This window comes from Pseudomonas sp. Marseille-P9899 (assembly GCF_903166565.1).
GTDB classification, from domain to species: Bacteria; Pseudomonadota; Gammaproteobacteria; order Pseudomonadales; family Pseudomonadaceae; genus Aquipseudomonas; species Aquipseudomonas huaxiensis.
In genome coordinates this window covers 368644-387548 of sequence record NZ_CAESCG010000003.1, presented here as the reverse complement: position 1 = coordinate 387548, position 18905 = coordinate 368644, and the positions used below count along the sequence as shown (strand labels likewise).

Below are 18905 nucleotides of genomic sequence, written 5' to 3'. Positions count from 1 at the left end.
GCGCTCTACCTCAGTTTCAGGGTGGCAAGGCCAATCAGCACCAGCACCACGGTGATGATCCAGAAGCGGACGATCACGCGCGGCTCGGGCCAGCCCTTGAGTTCAAAGTGGTGGTGAATCGGCGCCATGCGGAACACCCGCTTGCCGGTCAGCTTGAACGAAGCGACCTGGATGACGACCGACAGGGTTTCCATGACGAACACGCCGCCCATGATGAACAGGACGATTTCCTGGCGAACGATCACGGCGATGGTGCCCAGCGCCGCACCCAGTGCCAGCGCGCCGACGTCGCCCATGAAGACTTGTGCCGGATAGGTGTTGAACCAGAGGAAGCCGAGGCCGGCACCGATCAGCGCGCCGCAGAACACGATCAGCTCGCCCGCGCCCGGCACGTAAGGAATCAGCAGGTATTCGGCGAATTTCACGTTACCCGACAGGTAGCAGAAGATACCCAGGGCGCCGCCCACCAGTACCGTCGGCAGGATGGCCAGGCCGTCGAGGCCGTCAGTCAGGTTGACCGCGTTGCTCGAACCGACGATCACGAAGTAGGTCAGGACCACGAAGCCGACGCCCAGCGGAATGGTGACATCCTTGAGCATCGGCACGATCAGGGTGGTTTCCACGCTGGTCGGAGCGGTCATATAGAGGAAGATCGCGGCGCCGAGACCGAACACCGACTGCCAGAAATACTTCCAGCGACTCGGCAGACCACGGGAGTTCTTCTCGATGACCTTGCGGTAGTCGTCGACCCAGCCGATGGCGCCGAACAACAGCGTGACGATCAGCACGACCCAGACGTAGCGGTTGCTCAGGTCAGCCCAGAGCAGCGTGCTGACGCCGATGGCGGAAAGAATCAGCGCGCCACCCATGGTCGGCGTGCCGGACTTGGACAGGTGCGATTGCGGACCGTCGTTACGGACCGACTGACCGATCTGGCGGATCTGCAGGGTGCGGATCATCCACGGGCCCAGCCAAAGGGCCAGCGACAGCGCAGTCAGTACCCCCAGAATCCCGCGCAGGGACAGGTACTGAAAGACCGCGAAGCCTTTGTAGAACTGTTGCAGGTACTCGGCCAACAGCAGCAGCATTAATGTTTCTCCCCGCTGGAACCGCACAAAGCCGCCACGACGTTCTCCATCGCAGCGCTGCGCGAACCCTTGATCAAAATAGTGGTGTTAGTGGCCTGCTCGCCGCGAATGGCGTCGATCAGGTCAGCTTGACTTGCGAAATGGCGGGCATTCTTGCCAAACGCCTTGACCGCGTGGGCCATCATCGGACCTACGGCATACAGCGCGGAAACCTTGTCTTTGGCGTATTCCCCAACCTGACGATGGCCCTCTTCTGCCCACTGGCCCAACTCGCCGATATCCCCGAGCACCAGGACGGTGCGACCGGAAAAGCCGGCAAGTATATCAACGGCCGCGCACATCGAGGTGGGGTTTGCGTTGTAAGTGTCATCGATGACCCGGGCACCTGCGTCGGTCATCTGCACCACCGTGCGCCCTTTGACTGGCTGCACCGTGTTCAAGCCCTGCGCGATACCGCCCAGCGTCACACCGAAGGCATGAGCGGCTGCCGCAGCGGCGAGTGCGTTGCTGATGTTGTGAGTCCCCAGCAGGTTGAGCTGGATCGACACATGGCCTTGCGGACCGTGCAGCACGAAGGCCGGGCAACCGCGCTCGTCGTTGCCGATATCGCTGGCATGGAAATCGGCAGCCGGGTTGTTCAGCGCAAAACTCAATACCGCATGTTTACCTGTGCGCTGTTTCCATATGCCAAAGGCTTTGTCGTCGAGGTTCAATACCGCGACGCCGTCCTCTCCAAGCCCTTCGAGAATCTCGCCCTTGGCTTCGACAATCTTCTCCGGCCCACCGAACTCACCGACATGAGCAGTGCCCGCGTTGTTGATCAACGCCACGCTCGGACGGGTCAGGCCCACGGTGTAGGCGATTTCGCCGATACGCGAAGCGCCAAGCTCGATCACCGCTGCGGTGTGTTCCGGCGCCAGTTCGAGCAAAGTCAGCGGCGCGCCGAGATCGTTATTCAGGTTGCCGCGGGTCGCCAGGACGGGGCCACGAGTGCGCAGGATACTGGCAAGCATTTCCTTGACCGTGGTCTTGCCGCTGGAACCGGTGATTGCGGCTACAGGCTGCTTGAATGCACGGCGGTTCAGCGCAGCCAGCTGGCCCAGCGCCAGGCGGGTATCGGCCACAACCAGTTGCGGCAGGCTCGCGCCGGCGACTTCCCGCTCGACCAGCGCCGCGACGGCGCCTCTGGCGGCGACTTCATTCAGATAGTCATGCCCGTCGAAGCGCGGCCCCGCCAGCGCGACGAACAGTTGTCCCGCGTCGATCTTGCGGCTGTCGATGCTGACACCGTCGAAACGCGCATCAGCGCCTACCAGGCGCCCCTTCAGCGGTTCGATCAACTGGGTGAGGGAAAGTGGCTCAAGCATGAGAGGCCTCCCAGACTGCCAGCGCTTTTTCGGCTTCAACCAGATCGGAGAAGTCATGCCGCTGGCCGTTGATTTCCTGATAGTCCTCATGCCCCTTGCCAGCCAGGACGATGACGTCGTCCGCAGCAGCCGATGCGATGGCACCAGCAATTGCTTCACCGCGACCGGAGATAAAGGTGGCGGACTCAGGGTTGGTCAAGCCAGGACGAATGTCGTCGAAAATCACCAGCGGATCTTCAGTGCGCGGATTGTCGTCAGTGACGATCACCCGGTCCGCCAGGCGCTCGGCCATCTCGGCCATCAGCGGGCGTTTGCCGCGATCACGATCACCGCCGCAACCGAACAGGCAGGTCAACTTGCCTTGAGCGTGAGGACGCAGGGCCTCGAGCACTTTTTCCAGGGCATCGGGCGTGTGTGCGTAATCGACCACGACCAGCGGTTTGCTGCCGCCGCCGAGGCGCTGCATCCGGCCGATCGGGCCTTCCAGCTTGGCGGTGACCTTGAGAATCTCGTCGAGCGGATGCTCCATCGCCAGCAAGGTGCCGACAGCGGCCAGCATATTGCTCAGGTTGAAGCGACCGAGCAGGCGGCTGCGCAGCATGTGCTCGCCTTGTGGCGTCACCAGCACCGCACGTACGCCGTCGTCATCGAAGGTGGCTTCGCGGCAATACAAGGTTGCGGCGGGATCCTTGAGGCTGTAGCTGATCAGACGGGACTCGCCTTGCTGGCTGGCCAGTTCGCGACCGAAATCGTCATCCAGATTGACCACCCGGCAGCGCAGATTCGGCCAGGAGAACAAGCGCGCCTTGGCGGCTTTGTAGGCTTCCATAGTGCCGTGATAATCGAGGTGATCGCGGGACAGGTTGGTCATCACGACGATATCGAATGCCAGCGCGGCGACACGCCCCTGCTCCAGCGCGTGAGACGAAACTTCCATGGCCACGGCGCGAGCGCCGGCCTTTTTCAGGTTATTCAGGGTTGCCTGCACGGCCAGCGGATCAGGCGTGGTCAGACGGCCACTTTCCAGTGCGCCGTAGAAGCCAGTGCCCAACGTACCGATCAAGCCACAGTGCTGCCCCAGCAGGTCCAGCGCCTGGGCGACCAGTTGCGTGACGCTGGTCTTGCCGTTGGTGCCGGTGACACCGACCAGATCCAGCAAACGGCTTGGCTCACCATAGAAACGACCGGCGATTTCCGACAACTGAGCAATCAGGCCCTTTACCGGGATAAGCGGCACGCTGGTGATCGGCAGGACCGTAGCGCCCTGCACTTCATAAGCCACGGCGGCTGCGCCGCGCTTCAACGCATCGGCGATATGGTCACGACCATCGACCTTGGCCCCGGGCACCGCCAGGAACAGATCACCTGCCCGCACGTTGCGGCTGTCCAGGGTCAGCTCGCGAATCAGGGGATCGCTGCTGGCGTTGGCGAACAATTTACTCAATGGCATCGTCATCAACCACGCCCTCCTTTGGCGGACGCAGCATCGGCTTGCTGCTGAGGTGTCGGGGCGGGCAGGTTATCTGGCGGCACGTTCATCAGACGCAGGGTGCCAGACATGACCTTGCTGAAGACCGGCGCGGATACAAGGCCACCGAAGTAACCGCCTTTGCTTGGTTCGTCGATCACCACGACCACGGCGTAACGCGGGTCACTCATCGGGCCGAAGCCTGCGAACAGCGAGCGGTAGGCGTTTTCGGTGTAGCCCTTCGAACCGATGGTCGCCTTACGCGCAGTACCACTCTTGCCGGCAACGTGGTACGACGGCACCTGAGCGCGGAAAACGCCTCGCGGCGCCTCGATAACCTGTTGCAACATTTGCTGAATGGTCTCGGCTGTCTCTTTCGGCACCACCTGGGTTTCTTCCGGCGCCTTGTCCGTTTTCAGGATGCTCAGCGGAACCATCTTGCCGTCGTTGGCCAGGGCCGCGTAGGCATGCACCAGTTGCAGCGCAGTAACCGACAGGCCGTAGCCGTAGGACAGGGTCGCGGTTTCGGCCTTGCGCCACTCGCGGTGGTTTGGCAGGTTGCCGACTCGCTCACCCGGGAAACCAAGTCCGGTGTACTGACCCAGACCGAGTTGCGACATGACGCGGTAGATCGCTTCGCCACCGATATCGAAGGCGACTTTGGACATGCCCACGTTACTGGAGTTGATCAGGATGCCGGTCAGGTCGAGGACCGGGCCTTCCGTCTTGGAAACGTCACGAATGGTGTAACGCCCCAGCTGCAGGGTGCCCGGATAGACTTCAACCTTGTCGGTCGGCTTCCAGCGGCCGCTTTGCAGCGCGGCGCTCATCGACAGCGGCTTCACTGTCGAACCCGGCTCGAACACGTCGATGATGGCGCGGTTACGCATCGCCGCCGGGAACATGCTGCGACGGTTGTTCGGGTTGTAAGTGGGTTGGTTGACCATGGCCAGCACTTCGCCGGTTTTCACGTCCATGATCACCAGGCTGCCGGCCTTGGCCTCCTGCTCGGCAATCGCGTTGCGCAGTTCGCGGGTGGCCAGGTATTGCAGGCGCAGGTCGATCGACAACGCCAAGGTCTTTCCGGCCTTGGCGTTTTTGGTGACCTGGACATCCTTGATCAAGCGACCGCGTCGGTCCTTGATGACTTGCCGCTTGCCGGGCACGCCGGCCAGCCACTCATCGTAGGCCAGCTCGACCCCTTCGCGACCATGGTCGTCGAGGTCGGTAAAGCCAACCATGTGAGCCGCGACATCCCCTGCGGGGTAGAAACGACGAAATTCCTCGATGCCATAGACACCAGGAACCTTCAGGTCGAGCACAACCTGACCCTGCTCCGGGGTCAGGCCGCGGACCAGGTAGATGAATTCTTTACTGGCCTGCTGCTCAAGACGTTCGGTCAGTTGCTTGGGGTTCTGGTTGATGGCGACAGCCAGCGCCGGCCAGCGATCCTTGGCGGCCTGCATTTCCTTGGGGTTGGCCCACAGGGTGGTCACCGGGGTACTCACCGCCAGAGGCTCGCCATTGCGATCGGTGATCAGACCACGGTGTGCGGGAATCGGGATGTGCCGCATGCTGCGGGCATCGCCCTGGCTTTTCAGGAAGTCACGGTCGACTACCTGCAGGTCGATGATCTGCCAGGCGATGGCACCGACCATCAGTGCCAGCAAACCGAGCACTACCCGGAAGCGCCAGGGGTAGAGGGCGCCTTCGAGCTTCATCATGGCGCCACCATCCGCACTTCATCTGCGGCAGGGATGCGCATTTTCAGCTGCTCACTGGCCAGGGTTTCGATACGGCTATGGGCGGTCCAGGTGCTTTGCTCAAGAATCAGACGGCCCCACTCGGCCTGTGCTTTGTCGCGCTCGTTGAGCTCGCCGTACAGGGTATTGAGCAGTTGCCGGTTCCAGTGGGCGCTGTAGGACACCGCGACCGAGGAAACGAGCACGCCAATGAACAGCAGGAGCATCAGGAAGCTCCCGCCGGGCAAAGGCTTGGCATAGAGCCTGCTCACCGCAGCTTCTCCGCCACACGCATGACGGCGCTGCGCGACCGCGGGTTGGCCTTGAGTTCAGCGTCGGAAGCGAACTGTGCCTTGCCGATGGTCCTGATCTTCGGCTCGAACGGTTTGTGCTGGACTGGCAAGTTGCGCGGCAGGTTGTCCGCCTCGCCCTTGGCCAGCTTGCGCATGAACAGTTTGACGATGCGGTCTTCCAGGGAGTGGAAGCTGATCACCACCAGGCGGCCACCGATTTCCAGGGCATCGAGTGCAGCCTGCAAACCGACTTCAAGGTCGCCCAGTTCATTGTTTACATGGATGCGTAGCCCCTGGAACGCCCGAGTTGCGGGGTTCTTGCCTTTCTCCCAGGCAGGGTTGGCGACCTTGAGCACTTCGGCCAGGTCGGCGGTGCGGGTGAAGGGTTGCTCCGCACGGCGCAGGACTACGGCGCGGGCCATACGCCTGGCGAAACGCTCTTCGCCGTATTCCTTGAATACCCGGGCAATTTCTTCTTCAGGCGCGGAGGCGATGAAGTCGGCAGCGCTGACGCCCCGGGACGGGTCCATACGCATGTCCAGCGGGCCATCGTTGAGGAAACTGAAGCCGCGCTCCGGGTCATCCAGTTGCGGCGAGGACACGCCCAGGTCGAACAGCACACCGCTGACCTTGTCCGACAGGCCGCGCTCGGCGACTTCCGAACCCAGCTCGGCAAAGCTGCGCTGCACAATGACAAAGCGGCCGTCTTCGGCCGCCAGCGCTTGCCCGGTGGCAATCGCTTGAGGGTCCTTGTCGAAACCCAGCAAACGGCCATCAGGCCCAAGGTGTTTGAGAATCAGTCGGCTGTGACCGCCACGTCCGAAGGTACCATCGAGATAGCAACCATCGGCGCGCACGGCGAGAGCCTCTACGGCTTCGTCCAGTAGCACAGTGATGTGGTTAAAGCCGCTATCTATAGTCACAGGATCAAATCACGCAGTTCATCAGGCATGGCGCCCGGTTGTTGAATGGCTGCCAGATCCGCTGCGGAAACAGCGTTCCAGGCATCCTCGTCCCACAGTTGGAATTTGTTCAGTTGCCCCACCAGCATCGCTCGCTTGTCGAGCTTGGCGTATTCGCGCAAACGCGGCGGAACGAGAAAACGGCCGCTGCCGTCGAGCTCCAGATCCACCGCATTGCCAATCAGCAAACGCTGCAGGCGACGGTTCTCTTCGCGTAACGACGGCAAGGCGCGCAACTTGGCTTCTATCAGCTCCCACTCATCGAGCGGATACACACACAAGCAGGGATCAACCGCATCGATCGTCACAATCAACTGCCCCGAGCTACGCGATTCAAGCTCGTCACGGTACCGGCTCGGCATCGCGAGACGGCCCTTGGCGTCGAGGTTGATGGCGTTTGCTCCGCGGAACACGGCTGCGATTCCCTAATTGTTAGCTTTTTGGTGTCTGAAAACCCACTTCATGCCACTTTCTGCCACTTGCGCACACTATAGGAATCCGCCTACCGCACCGTCAAGGCGCGCATATAAGGAAAACCCTTACAGATCGGCGATTTAGCGTAACAAGGACAGACAACAGGGTAATTCAGAGGGGTTTTCGAGGACGAAATGCAAATTCACTCAAATGAATAGAGTGCGAAGTTAAAGTGATTTATTACGAGTAAGACTTTTTCGGTATTACCAGAGCGCGTCTGCTATCGAATCAAGCAGGGAGGGAAAGAGGTGGAGAGTCGATCTGTAAGCCGGGTTCTGTCGAGGACAGTCATTCCTCTACGACGGCCATCACTGGACGTCTTTAGCAACCTACCCGGTTCCAACGCGGGCCGCGCCATATGGAACCCTATTTGGTCTTGCTCCGAGTGGGGTTTACCTAGCCACGAACTGTTACCAGACGTGCGGTGCGCTCTTACCGCACCTTTTCACCCTTACCGGCACCGAAGTGCTTAGGCGGTTATTTTCTGTGGCACTTTCCGTAGGCTCGCGCCCCCCAGGCATTACCTGGCACTCTGCCCTATGGAGCCCGGACTTTCCTCCCCCCTCTTTTGCGGAACAAAAGAAGGCAGCGACTGTCCAATCGACTCTCCGCCGCAAAGAGTAACGGGAGAGCGATCCGAGAACAAGTGAACAATACAAATAATGTCACAGTGACATCACTTGTTTTTCTGTTTTTCCAGTGCGACTTGATACAAAACATTCTTGCGCACACCGGTAATTTCCGCAGCCAATGCAGCAGCTCGCTTGAGCGGCATCTCGGCCAACAACAAATCAAGTACGCGCAATACTTCACTACTGACGGCCTCTTCGTCTTCCGGAGCCGTCCAGCCCGCAACCAGTACTACGCACTCGCCACGCTGCTGATTGCTGTCGCCCTCGACAAACGCTCGCAACTGCGCCAAAGGCAGCCCCTTGAGGGTCTCGAATGTCTTGGTCAACTCACGCCCCAGCACCGCCGGGCGCTCTGCACCGAAAATCGCTTCCATGTCCTGCAGGCATTCGAGGATCCGATGCGGCGCCTCATAGAAAATCAGTGTGCGCGGCTCTTCCTTGAGCAAGTTCAGGCGAGCCTGTCGCCCAACGGCCTTGGCAGGCAGGAAACCTTCGAAGATGAAGCGGTCCGAGGGCAGGCCGGCCGCGGAAAGTGCGGCGATCAATGCGCAGGCACCGGGCACCGGCACCACACCGACACCGGCCGCACGCGCCTGGCGCACCAGGTGATAACCCGGATCGGAGATCAGTGGCGTTCCCGCATCGGAGATCAGCGCAACGTTGTCTCCCGCCAGTAGCCGGGTCAGGAAGCGACTGCCCTCATCACGCTCGTTATGCTCGTGGCAGGCCGCGAGAGGCGTATTGATACCGAAATGTTGCAGCAGGCGGATCGAGTGCCGGGTGTCCTCGGCAGCGATCAGCGCGACCTCGCCCAGCACCTTCAGCGCACGGGCACTGATGTCATCCAGGTTTCCGATTGGCGTGGCCACCACATAAAGGGTTCCGGCGGCGGGATTGGAAACACCTGGAGCATCGGTCACAGCACATACCTGTCATCTGGATAAAGCCGCCATTGTAGCGTGATCGCCGAAAACAATGCCTCCCCACACTGCCGACAACCCCGTGCTACGACTTGTATCGAAGGATTCACGCCAGCAAGATCGCGCCGGGGCCAGCGCTTGGGTACAATCGCAGGTTAATTTGATCGAGTAACAGGACCCTTACATGATCGCATGCCTGCGGCTGTTCTCAGCCCTCTGCCTCGCTACCCTGCTGGCAGCCTGCGCCAGTTCGCCTTCGTCCAGCCTGGGCGACCTGCCGCGCACTCCGGACGCCAGCATCGAGCAACTGCTCGAGCAGGCCGCCGCCAGCAAGACGCCAGAGAAAGCTGCGCTGCTGCGACTGAGCGCCGCCGATCAGGCTTACCGGCAAAAAGACACTGCGCGTGCCGCCCGGATTCTCGAGCAGGTCCAACTGGATTCGCTGAAACCAGCCCAGCAGGTTTTCGCCAGCACCCTGGCCGCCGAACTGGCACTGAGCCGCAACCAACCCAAGGCCGCGCTGACCGCCCTGAGCCACCCGAGCCTGGCGCGCCTGAACGAACTGCCGCAAGACCAGCAGGCCCGCACCCGCAGCGTGCACGCCGCGGCGTTCGAAGCCGACGGCCAGCCCCTTGCCGCCGCGCAGGAACGCATTGCCCTGGCGCCCCTGTTGAGTGGCGATGCCGCCAACGCCAACAATGACGCCATCTGGAGCCTGGTCTCGGCACTGCCCGCAGAGCAGTTGCAGAGCGCGGGCAGCGACACCCTTGCCGGCTGGACCAGCCTGGCCCTGGCAGTCAAAAGCGCAGGCACGCTTGAACAACAGCAAGCCGCCATCGACACCTGGAAAGCACAACACCCCGATCATCCAGCCGCACTGCAACTGCCATCGCCACTGGTCAAACTCAAGAGCCTGACCAGCCAGCCGCTGACCAAGATCGCCCTGCTGCTGCCACAGGAAGGCCAGCTGGCCGGTGTTGCCCGAGCCCTGCGCGACGGCTTCATGGCCGCACATTTCCAGGCCCAGCAGGCAGGACAGAACCCGCCCGCCATCCAGGTATTCGACAGTTCCCGCCTGACCTCCCTCGACGATTTCTACCGTCAGGCACAGGCCGCTGGCGTGCAACTGGTGGTCGGTCCGCTGGAAAAACCGCTGGTCAAGCAACTCGCCAGCTACCCGCAACTGCCGATCACCACGCTGGCGCTGAACTACAGCGACTCCGGCCAGGGCACCCCGCCACAGCTGTTCCAGTTCGGCCTCGCCGCCGAAGACGAAGCGCGCGAAGTGTCCCGTCGCGCCTACGCCGACGGCATGCGCCGTGCCGTAGCACTGGTCCCAAGCGGCGAATGGGGTGATCGCGTACTCAAGGCATTCCGCCAGGACTGGGAAGCCAAAGGCGGCACCCTGCTGGCTGCCGAACGCGTCGCACAACCGGTCGCGCTGGCCCAGCAGATCGCTGATCTGTTCCAACTGCGCCAGAGCGAAGGCCGCGCCAAGAGCCTGCAGAGCACCGTTGGCGGCAACATTTCCGCACAACCGTCGCGTCGCCAGGACATCGACTTCATCTTCCTCGCCGCAACCCCGCAGCAGGCCCAGCAGATCAAGCCGACGCTGAACTTCCAATACGCCGGCGACGTGCCGGTCTATGCGACCTCCAACGTCTACAGCGCCAGTGGCGACGTCAACCAGTACAACGACATGACCGGCATTCGCTTCTGCGAAACGCCATGGCTGCTCGACAGCAGCAACGGTCTGCGTCAGCAGGTGGTGCGTCAGTGGCCACAAGCGGCTGGCAGCCTGGGTCGGCTGTACGCCATGGGTGTCGACGCCTACAGCCTGGCCCCACGCCTCACCCAGCTGAAGGCCCTGCCGGACAACCGTATCGAAGGCCTCTCCGGCAGCTTGAGCATGAACCCGTCACAGCGCATCGAGCGGCAACTGCCGTGGGCCGAGTTCTCCGGCGGCCAGGTCAAACGCCTGCCTGATACGCCTCGTTGATGACCACACCTTCGCGCCAGGCCGCCGGAATGGCGGCCGAGCAACAGGCCCTGGATTACCTTCTGACCCAGGGCCTTTCGCTTCTGACGCGAAACTGGCGGTGCAAACGCGGCGAGCTTGATCTGGTCATGCTCGACCGCGATACAGTAGTATTCGTCGAAGTTCGTTATCGCCTGCACGCAGGCTTTGGCGGCGCCCTCGGCAGCATCGATGCCCGCAAGCAGGAAAAACTGACGCTCGCCGCGCAGCATTTCCTGCAAGAGGAATCACGCTGGGCCAGTCACCCCTGCCGTTTCGATGTGATCGCCCTGCAAGGGAGCGGTCATTCAGGACAACCGCTCGACTGGCTGCAAAATGCCTTCGACAGCTGACCCCACTGCGACGAACGCGCCTTTACCTATTCAACTTTTTGCTCTTTGCTTCGCGGGCTGCACAGTCATGTGCCGGGAGCCTTTCAATCCCCGCCCGGCCAGCCCCATTTAAGGTCACACTGATGGACATGCAATCCCGAATTCGCCAGCTCTTCCAGGCCAGCATCAACACCAAGCAACAGGCCATGGAAGTCCTTGCACCCCACATCGAGCAAGCCAGCCAGATCATGGTCAATGCCTTGCTGAACGAGGGCAAGATGCTCGCTTGCGGCAATGGCGGATCGGCCGGCGACGCACAGCACTTTTCCTCCGAGCTGCTCAACCGTTTCGAGCGCGAGCGCCCGAGCCTGCCGGCCATTGCCTTGACCACCGACAGCTCGACCATCACCTCGATCGCAAACGACTACAGCTACAACGAAATATTCTCCAAGCAGATCCGCGCGCTCGGGCAGCCGGGTGACGTACTGCTGGCTATTTCCACCAGCGGCAACTCGGCGAACATAATTCAGGCGATCCAGGCCGCACATGATCGCGAAATGATTGTCGTAGCTTTGACCGGACGCGATGGCGGTGGAATGGCTTCGCTATTGCTGCCTGAAGACGTCGAAATCCGCGTACCGGCCAACGTCACCGCACGTATCCAGGAAGTCCACCTGCTGGCGATCCACTGCCTCTGCGACCTGATCGACAGCCAACTGTTCGGGAGTGAAGAATGACCCCAAATCGCCTCGGCCTGATGGCCCTGACCCTGTGCCTGAGCCTGACCGGCTGCAGCTCGGTGATCAATGCCAGCCGCGAGTCTCCGATCGAGGACGACCGCGGCACCCGCACCCTCGGCAGCAAAATCGACGACTCACTGATCGAAACCAAGGTGGCGGTCAACGTCGCCAAGGCCAGCCCTGACCTGGACCAGAACTCACACATCGTCGTCAGCAGCTTCAACGGCGTCGTCCTGCTCGCCGGCCAGACACCCCGTGCCGACCTGAAGAGCCTGGCCGAACAGGCCGCGAGCCAGGTGCAGAAGGTCAAGAAGGTGCACAACGAGCTGCAGGTGCTACAGCCCTCCTCCCTGCTGGCCCGCAACAACGACGCCTGGCTGACCACCAAGATCAAGACCCAGATGCTTACCGACGCCAGCATTCCCGGCTCGCGGATCAAGATCATCACCGAGAACGGCATCGTTTACCTGCTGGGCCTGCTGACCCAGGCGGAAGCCGGCCGCGCCACCAACCTGGTCCAGGGTGTGTCCGGCGTGCAGAAGATCGTCAAGCTGTTCGAATACATCGACTGAACAACGAACGCTCTGCAGCAAAAAGGCGACCCTGAGGTCGCCTTTTTTCATTTCACTACTTTCAGACTTGGCCGACCACTCGGGCGAGGCGGCTGCCCACCGTCCGGCGGACCGTCGTCATCCGGCTCGACATCATCTTCATCATCGATCACCGGCGGCTCCAGCTCGAAGACCATGCCTTGGCCGTTCTCACGAGCATAGATTCCGAGAATGGCACTGATGGGCACGAACAAGCTGTGCGCAACACCACCAAACCGACCTTCGAAACTCACCGCGTCATTGTCCATGTGCAAACTGCGCACAGCACTGGGCGATACGTTCAGAACAATCTGACCGTCGCTGGCGAAACCTTGGGGAACCTGGACAGCCGGGTATTCGGCATTCACCAGGATGTGAGGCGTGCAATCGTTGTCCACGATCCACTCATACAGTGCACGCACCAGGTAGGGGCGACTGGAGTTCATCAACAGCTCCTTAAAGCTTGCGCATTTCTCGTTCTGTAGAGGACAGGCTTGCCTGGAAAGCTTCGCGGGCAAACTGCCGCTCCATATAGTCCAGCAACGGCTTGGCCTGCCGTGGCAGCTCGATACCCAGTATCGGCAAACGCCACAGTATGGGCAGTAGACAGCAATCCACCAGACTTTGATCCTCACTCAGGAAACATGGCTTGTCACCGAATAGTGGGGACACACCCGTGAGGCTCTCGCGCAACTCCTTGCGCGCCTGGGCGCGGGCCGCATCCTTGCTGCGAGCATCGAGGATCAGGTCCACCAGTGAACACCAGTCACGCTGGATACGGTGAATCAACAACCGACTGTTCGCCCTCGCCACCGGGTATACCGGCAGCAGCGGCGGATGGGGATAACGCTCATCGAGGTATTCCATTACGACCGTCGATTCGTACAACGCCAGATCGCGATCGACCAGGGTCGGCAGCGTGCCGTACGGATTGGCCTCAAGCAGTTTGGCCGGCTGGTTTCCCGCCGCGACGTTGATGATTTCGACGCTGACACCCTTCTCGGCGAGAACGATGCGCACCCGATGAGAATAGTGATCAGCGGGGTCGGAGTAGCAGGCTAACCGGTTGGTCACGCCCATATGGGTCCTCCTCGCGTGTTGGAATAATAAAGATACAAATGCAAACGCGCCCTGCGGCCACCTCCGTATTCCGGAGGCGCCCCAGGGCGCGCGTTCAACTACCAGAAATTACTGCGTGATCAGTGCACGTCCTTCCAGTATTCGCGCTTGAGCAGGTAGGCGAATACGAAGAAGAAGGCCAGGTACAGCAGCACATAAGTACCGATGCGCTGACTTTCCAGTTTGACCGGGTTGGCCGAATAGGCCAGGAAGGTCACCAGGTTCTTGACCTTCTCGTCGAACTGCTCGTCGGTCAGGGTACCGGATTTCGGCACGATGGTCAGCTGATCACATGCTTCATGGGTCAGAGGAGCACCGGTCAGAGGGTCGAATTGCTTCTTGCCTTCGACGACGGTCTGGATCTGCTTGCAACCCACGACCTGACGACCCTGCAGACCAACCAGCACGTTCGGCATGCCGACGTTCGGGAAGATCTTGTTGTTCACGCCCCATGGACGCGACGGATCTTCATAGAACCCCCGCAGGTAGCTGTACAGCCAGTCAGCACCGCGGACACGGGCAACCAGGGTCAGGTCGGGCGGCGCCGCACCGAACCAGGTCTTCGCGTCGTTCGGCTGCATGCCGACCTTCATGTGATCACCGATCTTGGCACCGGTGAAGACCAGCTTCTCGAGCATGATCTCATGCGGAATGCCGAGGTCATCAGCAACACGCTCATAGCGCTGGAACTTGGCGCTGTGGCAACCCATGCAATAGTTGGCAAAGGTCCGGGCGCCGTCCTGCATGGCGGCCTTGTCGGTCAGGTCGATATCGACCTTGTCCAGTTCGACTTCATGCCCACCGGCAGCGAAGGTCAGGGTCGGCATCACTGCCAGCATCAATACTGCAAATAGCTTTTTCATCAGCCAGTCACCCTTTCCGGAACCGGTTTGGTCTTCTCAAGCCTGGTGTAGAACGGCATCAGAATGAAGTAGGCGAAATACAGGAAGGTACATACCTGCGACAACAGCGTACGGCCCGGGGTTGGTGCCAGCACACCCAGCACACCCAGGATCACGAAGGAGATGCAGAACACCAGCAGCCACACTTTGCTCAGCCAGCCCTTGTAGCGCATGGAGCGAACGGGGCTGCGGTCCAGCCAAGGCAGGACGAACAGCACAGCGATCGCAGCACCCATGGCGATGACACCCAAGAGCTTGTCTGGAATCGCCCGCAAAATTGCGTAGAACGGCGTGAAGTACCAAACAGGGGCAATGTGCTCAGGCGTCTTAAAGGCGTTGGCTTGCTCGAAGTTCGGTTTCTCCAGGAAGTAACCGCCCATTTCCGGGAAGAAGAACACCACAGCACAGAACACGAACAGGAAGACCACGACACCGGCGATGTCTTTCACGGTGTAGTAAGGGTGGAATGGAATGCCGTCCAGCGGAATGCCGTTCTCGTCCTTTTTCTTCTTGATGTCGACACCATCAGGGTTGTTCGAACCCACTTCGTGCAACGCCAGGATGTGCAGAACCACCAGGCCGAGGATCACGATCGGCAGTGCGATCACGTGCAAGGCGAAGAAGCGGTTCAGGGTGATGCCCGAGATCAGGTAGTCACCGCGGATCCACTGGGTCAGGTCAGCGCCGATCACAGGGATGGCACCGAACAGCGAGATGATCACCTGGGCACCCCAGTAGGACATCTGGCCCCAAGGCAGCAGGTAACCCATGAAGGCTTCTGCCATCAGCGCCAGGTAGATCAGCATGCCGAAGATCCACACCAGCTCGCGTGGCTTCTGGTACGAACCGTAGAGCAGGCCGCGGAACATGTGCAGATAGACGACGATGAAGAATGCCGACGCACCGGTGGAGTGCAGGTAGCGCAGGATCCAGCCGTACTCGACGTCACGCATGATGTATTCGACCGAGGCGAACGCCTCTTCGGCCGAAGGGGTGAAGCTCATGGTCAGCCAGACACCGGTAACGATCTGGTTGACCAGCACCAGCAGTGCCAGGGAGCCGAAGAAATACAGGAAGTTGAAGTTCTTCGGAGCGTAATACTTGCTCAGATGGTCTTCCCACATCTTGGTGGCGGGGAAGCGGGCGTCAACCCATTCCATGAACTTACTCATCACGCTTTCTCCTGATCGATGCCGACGATGATGATCTCATCCGACTCGTACGAATGCGGTGGCACCGGTAGATTGAGCGGCGCAGGCTGGGACTTGTAGACGCGGCCGGCGAGGTCGTAGTGAGAACCGTGGCATGGGCAGAAATAGCCCCCCACCCATTTTGGCCCGAGGTCGACGGGCGCCACTTCCGGACGGAAAGTCGGCGAGCAGCCCAAGTGGGTGCACAGGCCAACCAGCACGAGGATCTCCGGCTTGATCGAGCGGTTCGATGGGTCAACGTAAGTCGGCTGGTCCGACGCCTTGGACTCCGGATCGGAAAGGTCGCCAGTGATCTTCTTGAGGTTACCGAGGATCTCTTCAGTGCGACGGACAATGAAAACCGGCTGGCCACGCCATTCGGCCACCAACTGCTGCCCAGGCTCCACCTTGGCAATATTGACCTTCACCGGTGCACCGGCAGCTTTCGCCTTGGCACTGGGGAACCATGACCCTACGAACGGGACCGCAGCCCCCACCGCTCCTGCTGCACCCACTACAGACGTGGCTGCTACCAGGAAGCGACGCCGGCCTGCGTTGACGCCGTCATTGCTCATTCAGTCCTCTCCCATCAGCTTTGTGGCCTGTTGAAACAGGCATCTACTAAGTAACTTCCGAACCGCTAAAAATTTGCCGCATGGTAAAGAAAAGACCCATGGCTGACAAGGTTATTACCCTGGCCAAAGGCCTGCATCCCGCGCTGGCCTTGACCTGCGTCTATGCGGCAAGTTGTCACACGGATGATCAACCCCCATTATTCAAGACATAAAAAAAGCCCGGTTCCACCTGGAACCGGGCTTTTTTTGAAACTCGGGCGAATTAACGCTTCGAGTACTGTGGACGCTTACGTGCTTTACGCAGACCCACTTTCTTACGCTCGACTTCACGAGCGTCGCGGGTAACGAAGCCAGCACGGCGCAGAGCGCCACGCAGGGACTCGTCGTAGTCCATCAGAGCGCGAGTGATACCGTGACGGATAGCACCGGCTTGACCGCTGACACCACCACCGATAACGGTGACGTAGATGTCGAATTTCTGGGTGGTTTCAGTCAGTTCCAGCGGCTGGCGAACGACCATGCGCGCGGTTTCACGACCGAAGAACACGTCCAGAGAACGGTTGTTGATGGAGATGTTGCCAGTGCCCGGACGCAGGAAAACGCGTGCGGTTGCAGTCTTGCGACGGCCAGTGCCGTAATTTTGAGTCGCCGACATAATGAACTATTCCGTTAAATCTTCAGTTCTTGGGGCTGCTGAGCAGTATGAGGGTGAGCAGCGCCCGCATAGACTTTCAGCTTACGGTACATGTCACGACCCAGCGGGTTCTTAGGCAGCATGCCTTTGACCGCGGTCTCGATCACACGCTCAGGGGCCTTGGCGATCAGCTTCTCGAAGCTGATTTCCTTGATGCCGCCCGGGAAACCGGAGTGGGAGTAGTACATTTTGTCCGAACTCTTGGCACCAGTAACACGTACCTGCTCGGCGTTGATTACGACGATGTAGTCGCCGGTGTCAACGTGAGGGGTGTATTCAGGTTTGTGCTTGCCACGCAGACGGCTCGCGATTTCAGTGGCCAGACGACCCAGGGTCTGACCAGCAGCATCAACGACGAACCACTCGCGTTTTACTGTTTCCGGTTTAGCAGTAAAAGTTTTCATTCTTTATAAGCCTCAGGGGCCGCCCTGCGAAAATAAGACGGCAAATCTTACTGAATAGTGCTTACTTTGACAAGGTCAAAGGCAGCCGCATACGAACGCTATCGGGGGCTCGGGTCAGCGCGTCCAATATACGGCAGGGATTCCGTTCGACGGCGGGGCATCACTTCCACCGAAGAAAGAGCAGCAGGATTATCCAGATTACCGGGAAAATATCAACCTGATTTTGCGGAAACCGCGCTCTGGCGAGCGATTCCCAGGCCTTTGCCTGCACCCTGGGCAATGTTTGAAAAACGTGTACACAACACAGGGACGCGAGACTGGACACAATCGCCAAAAAATAAGACGATCCAGCCGGTGATTGACCACTCTCCCCTATAAGAATAAAGAACATGATGTTTACCCAACCCAACGCGCCCCTGCGCCGCGTCAGCATCCTGGCCATCGACAAAGTCTTCGCTTCGACCCTGATGCAGGCCAAGGACTTCTTCCACCTGGCCAGCCTGCGCTACGCCAAGCAACTGGGCCTGAGTCTCCAACCCATGTTCGAGACCCGCCTGGTGAGCCCCGACGGCGAGCCGGTCAACAGCTTCAGCGACGTTCAGGTGCCGGTCGACGGCGGCCTGGAAGAAGCCGACGTGATCATCCTTCCCGCCTTCTGGGAGGACTTCTCCTCGCTCTGCGAGCGCTACCCCCAGATTCTGCCCTGGCTACGCGAGCAGCATGCCCGTGGCGCGGTGCTCTGTGGCGAGGCCAGCGGCGTGTTCTGGCTGGCCGAGGCCGGCCTGCTGGACGGCAAGGAAGCAACCACCTACTGGCGCTTCTTCAACCAGTTCGCCGAGCGCTTCCCCAAGGTCCAGCTGAATCAGGACAAGCACCTGACCGACGCTGACAACCTCTATTGCGCCGCCGGCACCACATCGGCCTGCGACCTCTATATCTACCTGATCGAGCGTTTCTGCGGCGCCAATGTCGCCCAGGCCGTTGCCCGCGACATCCTCTATGAAGTGCAACGCAACTACACCCCGGGCCGCATGGGCTTCGGTGGGCAGAAGCTGCATCAGGACGTGATCATCCTGCAGATCCAGCACTGGCTCGAAGAGCACTTCGCCGACAAGTTCCGCTTTGAGGATGTGGCCCGCAACCACGGCATGAGCATCCGCAACTTCATGCGTCGCTTCCAGAGCGCCACAGGCGACAAGCCGCTGCATTACCTGCAACGGCTGCGGATCGAAACGGCAAAAGGGTTGTTGTCCGGCACGCGCAAGAGCATCAAGACCATCAGCTACGAAGTCGGCTACGACGATGCCAGCTTCTTCGCACGACTCTTCAGGCAGCACACCGCGCTGTCGCCGAATCAGTATCGGCAGCAGTTCATGCAGGAAGCTTGACGGCAGTT

General features: G+C 60.4%; 20 protein-coding genes and 1 other RNA gene. 5 read left to right on the top strand and 16 right to left on the bottom strand.

The window, feature by feature from the left end; all coding sequences use genetic code 11:
• Positions 1-5 precede the first annotated feature (5 nt).
• From mraY to rsmI, 9 genes are all read right to left on the bottom strand, one after another.
• The gene (mraY, locus tag HWV67_RS17585; RefSeq protein WP_095154662.1) at positions 6-1088 is read right to left on the bottom strand and encodes a phospho-N-acetylmuramoyl-pentapeptide-transferase; all 1083 of its coding nucleotides are present in this window, start codon (positions 1086-1088) and stop codon (positions 6-8) included.
• Positions 1088-2455 carry a UDP-N-acetylmuramoyl-tripeptide--D-alanyl-D-alanine ligase gene (locus HWV67_RS17580; protein WP_175652154.1) on the bottom strand — a complete coding sequence of 456 codons (1368 nt, stop codon included), beginning with the start codon at positions 2453-2455 and terminating at the stop codon, positions 1088-1090. Before HWV67_RS17580 ends, mraY begins: the two co-directional genes overlap by 1 nt.
• Entirely contained in the window at positions 2448-3911 is a 1464-nt protein-coding gene (locus HWV67_RS17575; RefSeq protein WP_175652153.1) for a UDP-N-acetylmuramoyl-L-alanyl-D-glutamate--2,6-diaminopimelate ligase, read from the bottom strand. Before HWV67_RS17575 ends, HWV67_RS17580 begins: the two co-directional genes overlap by 8 nt.
• Positions 3911-5644 (bottom strand): peptidoglycan D,D-transpeptidase FtsI family protein, encoded by a 1734-nt coding sequence (locus HWV67_RS17570; protein WP_175652473.1) that lies wholly within the window; start codon positions 5642-5644, stop codon positions 3911-3913. The genes HWV67_RS17575 and HWV67_RS17570 overlap by 1 nt, the downstream gene beginning before the upstream one ends.
• Entirely contained in the window at positions 5644-5937 is a 294-nt protein-coding gene (gene ftsL / locus HWV67_RS17565) for a cell division protein FtsL (RefSeq protein ID WP_095154655.1), read from the bottom strand. Before ftsL ends, HWV67_RS17570 begins: the two co-directional genes overlap by 1 nt.
• Positions 5934-6881, bottom strand: a complete 948-nt coding sequence (gene rsmH / locus HWV67_RS17560; RefSeq protein WP_371864270.1) for a 16S rRNA (cytosine(1402)-N(4))-methyltransferase RsmH — start codon at positions 6879-6881, stop codon at positions 5934-5936. The genes ftsL and rsmH overlap by 4 nt, the downstream gene beginning before the upstream one ends.
• A complete protein-coding gene (gene mraZ / locus HWV67_RS17555; RefSeq protein ID WP_095154653.1) occupies positions 6878-7333 on the bottom strand; it encodes a division/cell wall cluster transcriptional repressor MraZ in 456 nt (151 codons plus the stop codon). The genes rsmH and mraZ overlap by 4 nt, the downstream gene beginning before the upstream one ends.
• Positions 7334-7642: 309 nt before the next feature.
• Positions 7643-8002, bottom strand: an RNA gene (gene rnpB, locus HWV67_RS17550) — RNase P RNA component class A.
• 68 nt (positions 8003-8070) lie between these two features.
• Positions 8071-8946, bottom strand: coding sequence for a 16S rRNA (cytidine(1402)-2'-O)-methyltransferase (gene rsmI, locus HWV67_RS17545; protein WP_175652152.1), 876 nt, complete (start codon positions 8944-8946; stop codon positions 8071-8073).
• A 184-nt stretch (positions 8947-9130) separates the two neighbouring features.
• Between rsmI and HWV67_RS17540 the strand changes: the two genes are divergently transcribed.
• From HWV67_RS17540 to HWV67_RS17525, 4 genes are all read left to right on the top strand, one after another.
• Positions 9131-10945 (top strand): penicillin-binding protein activator, encoded by a 1815-nt coding sequence (locus HWV67_RS17540; protein ID WP_175652151.1) that lies wholly within the window; start codon positions 9131-9133, stop codon positions 10943-10945.
• Complete coding sequence (locus HWV67_RS17535) at positions 10945-11316, top strand: YraN family protein (protein WP_175652150.1); 372 nt, start codon at positions 10945-10947, stop codon at positions 11314-11316. Before HWV67_RS17540 ends, HWV67_RS17535 begins: the two co-directional genes overlap by 1 nt.
• 122 nt (positions 11317-11438) lie before the next feature.
• Entirely contained in the window at positions 11439-12032 is a 594-nt protein-coding gene (locus HWV67_RS17530) for a phosphoheptose isomerase (protein ID WP_095154645.1), read from the top strand.
• Positions 12029-12607 carry a BON domain-containing protein gene (locus HWV67_RS17525; protein ID WP_095154643.1) on the top strand — a complete coding sequence of 193 codons (579 nt, stop codon included), beginning with the start codon at positions 12029-12031 and terminating at the stop codon, positions 12605-12607. Before HWV67_RS17530 ends, HWV67_RS17525 begins: the two co-directional genes overlap by 4 nt.
• Positions 12608-12654: 47 nt before the next feature.
• On the opposite strand, the gene HWV67_RS17520 is transcribed toward HWV67_RS17525, so the two are convergent.
• The 7 genes from HWV67_RS17520 to rplM form a co-directional block, all read right to left on the bottom strand.
• Positions 12655-13071 carry a ClpXP protease specificity-enhancing factor gene (locus HWV67_RS17520; RefSeq protein WP_095154641.1) on the bottom strand — a complete coding sequence of 139 codons (417 nt, stop codon included), beginning with the start codon at positions 13069-13071 and terminating at the stop codon, positions 12655-12657.
• A gap of 10 nt (positions 13072-13081) precedes the next feature.
• Entirely contained in the window at positions 13082-13705 is a 624-nt protein-coding gene (locus tag HWV67_RS17515) for a glutathione S-transferase N-terminal domain-containing protein (protein ID WP_175652149.1), read from the bottom strand.
• 119 nt (positions 13706-13824) lie between these two features.
• Positions 13825-14607: a cytochrome c1 gene (locus HWV67_RS17510; protein WP_175652148.1), complete on the bottom strand. Its 783-nt coding sequence runs from the start codon at positions 14605-14607 to the stop codon at positions 13825-13827.
• Positions 14607-15818, bottom strand: a complete 1212-nt coding sequence (locus HWV67_RS17505) for a cytochrome b (protein WP_175652147.1) — start codon at positions 15816-15818, stop codon at positions 14607-14609. Before HWV67_RS17505 ends, HWV67_RS17510 begins: the two co-directional genes overlap by 1 nt.
• Positions 15818-16411: a ubiquinol-cytochrome c reductase iron-sulfur subunit gene (petA, locus tag HWV67_RS17500; protein WP_175652146.1), complete on the bottom strand. Its 594-nt coding sequence runs from the start codon at positions 16409-16411 to the stop codon at positions 15818-15820. Before petA ends, HWV67_RS17505 begins: the two co-directional genes overlap by 1 nt.
• Before the next feature lie 262 nt (positions 16412-16673).
• Entirely contained in the window at positions 16674-17066 is a 393-nt protein-coding gene (gene rpsI / locus HWV67_RS17495; protein ID WP_095154631.1) for a 30S ribosomal protein S9, read from the bottom strand.
• Between the two features lie 14 nt (positions 17067-17080).
• Positions 17081-17509 (bottom strand): 50S ribosomal protein L13, encoded by a 429-nt coding sequence (gene rplM, locus HWV67_RS17490; protein ID WP_095154629.1) that lies wholly within the window; start codon positions 17507-17509, stop codon positions 17081-17083.
• A 491-nt stretch (positions 17510-18000) separates the two neighbouring features.
• On the opposite strand from rplM, the gene HWV67_RS17485 reads away from it, so the two are divergent.
• A complete protein-coding gene (locus HWV67_RS17485; RefSeq protein WP_175652472.1) occupies positions 18001-18897 on the top strand; it encodes a GlxA family transcriptional regulator in 897 nt (298 codons plus the stop codon).
• Positions 18898-18905 lie beyond the last annotated feature (8 nt).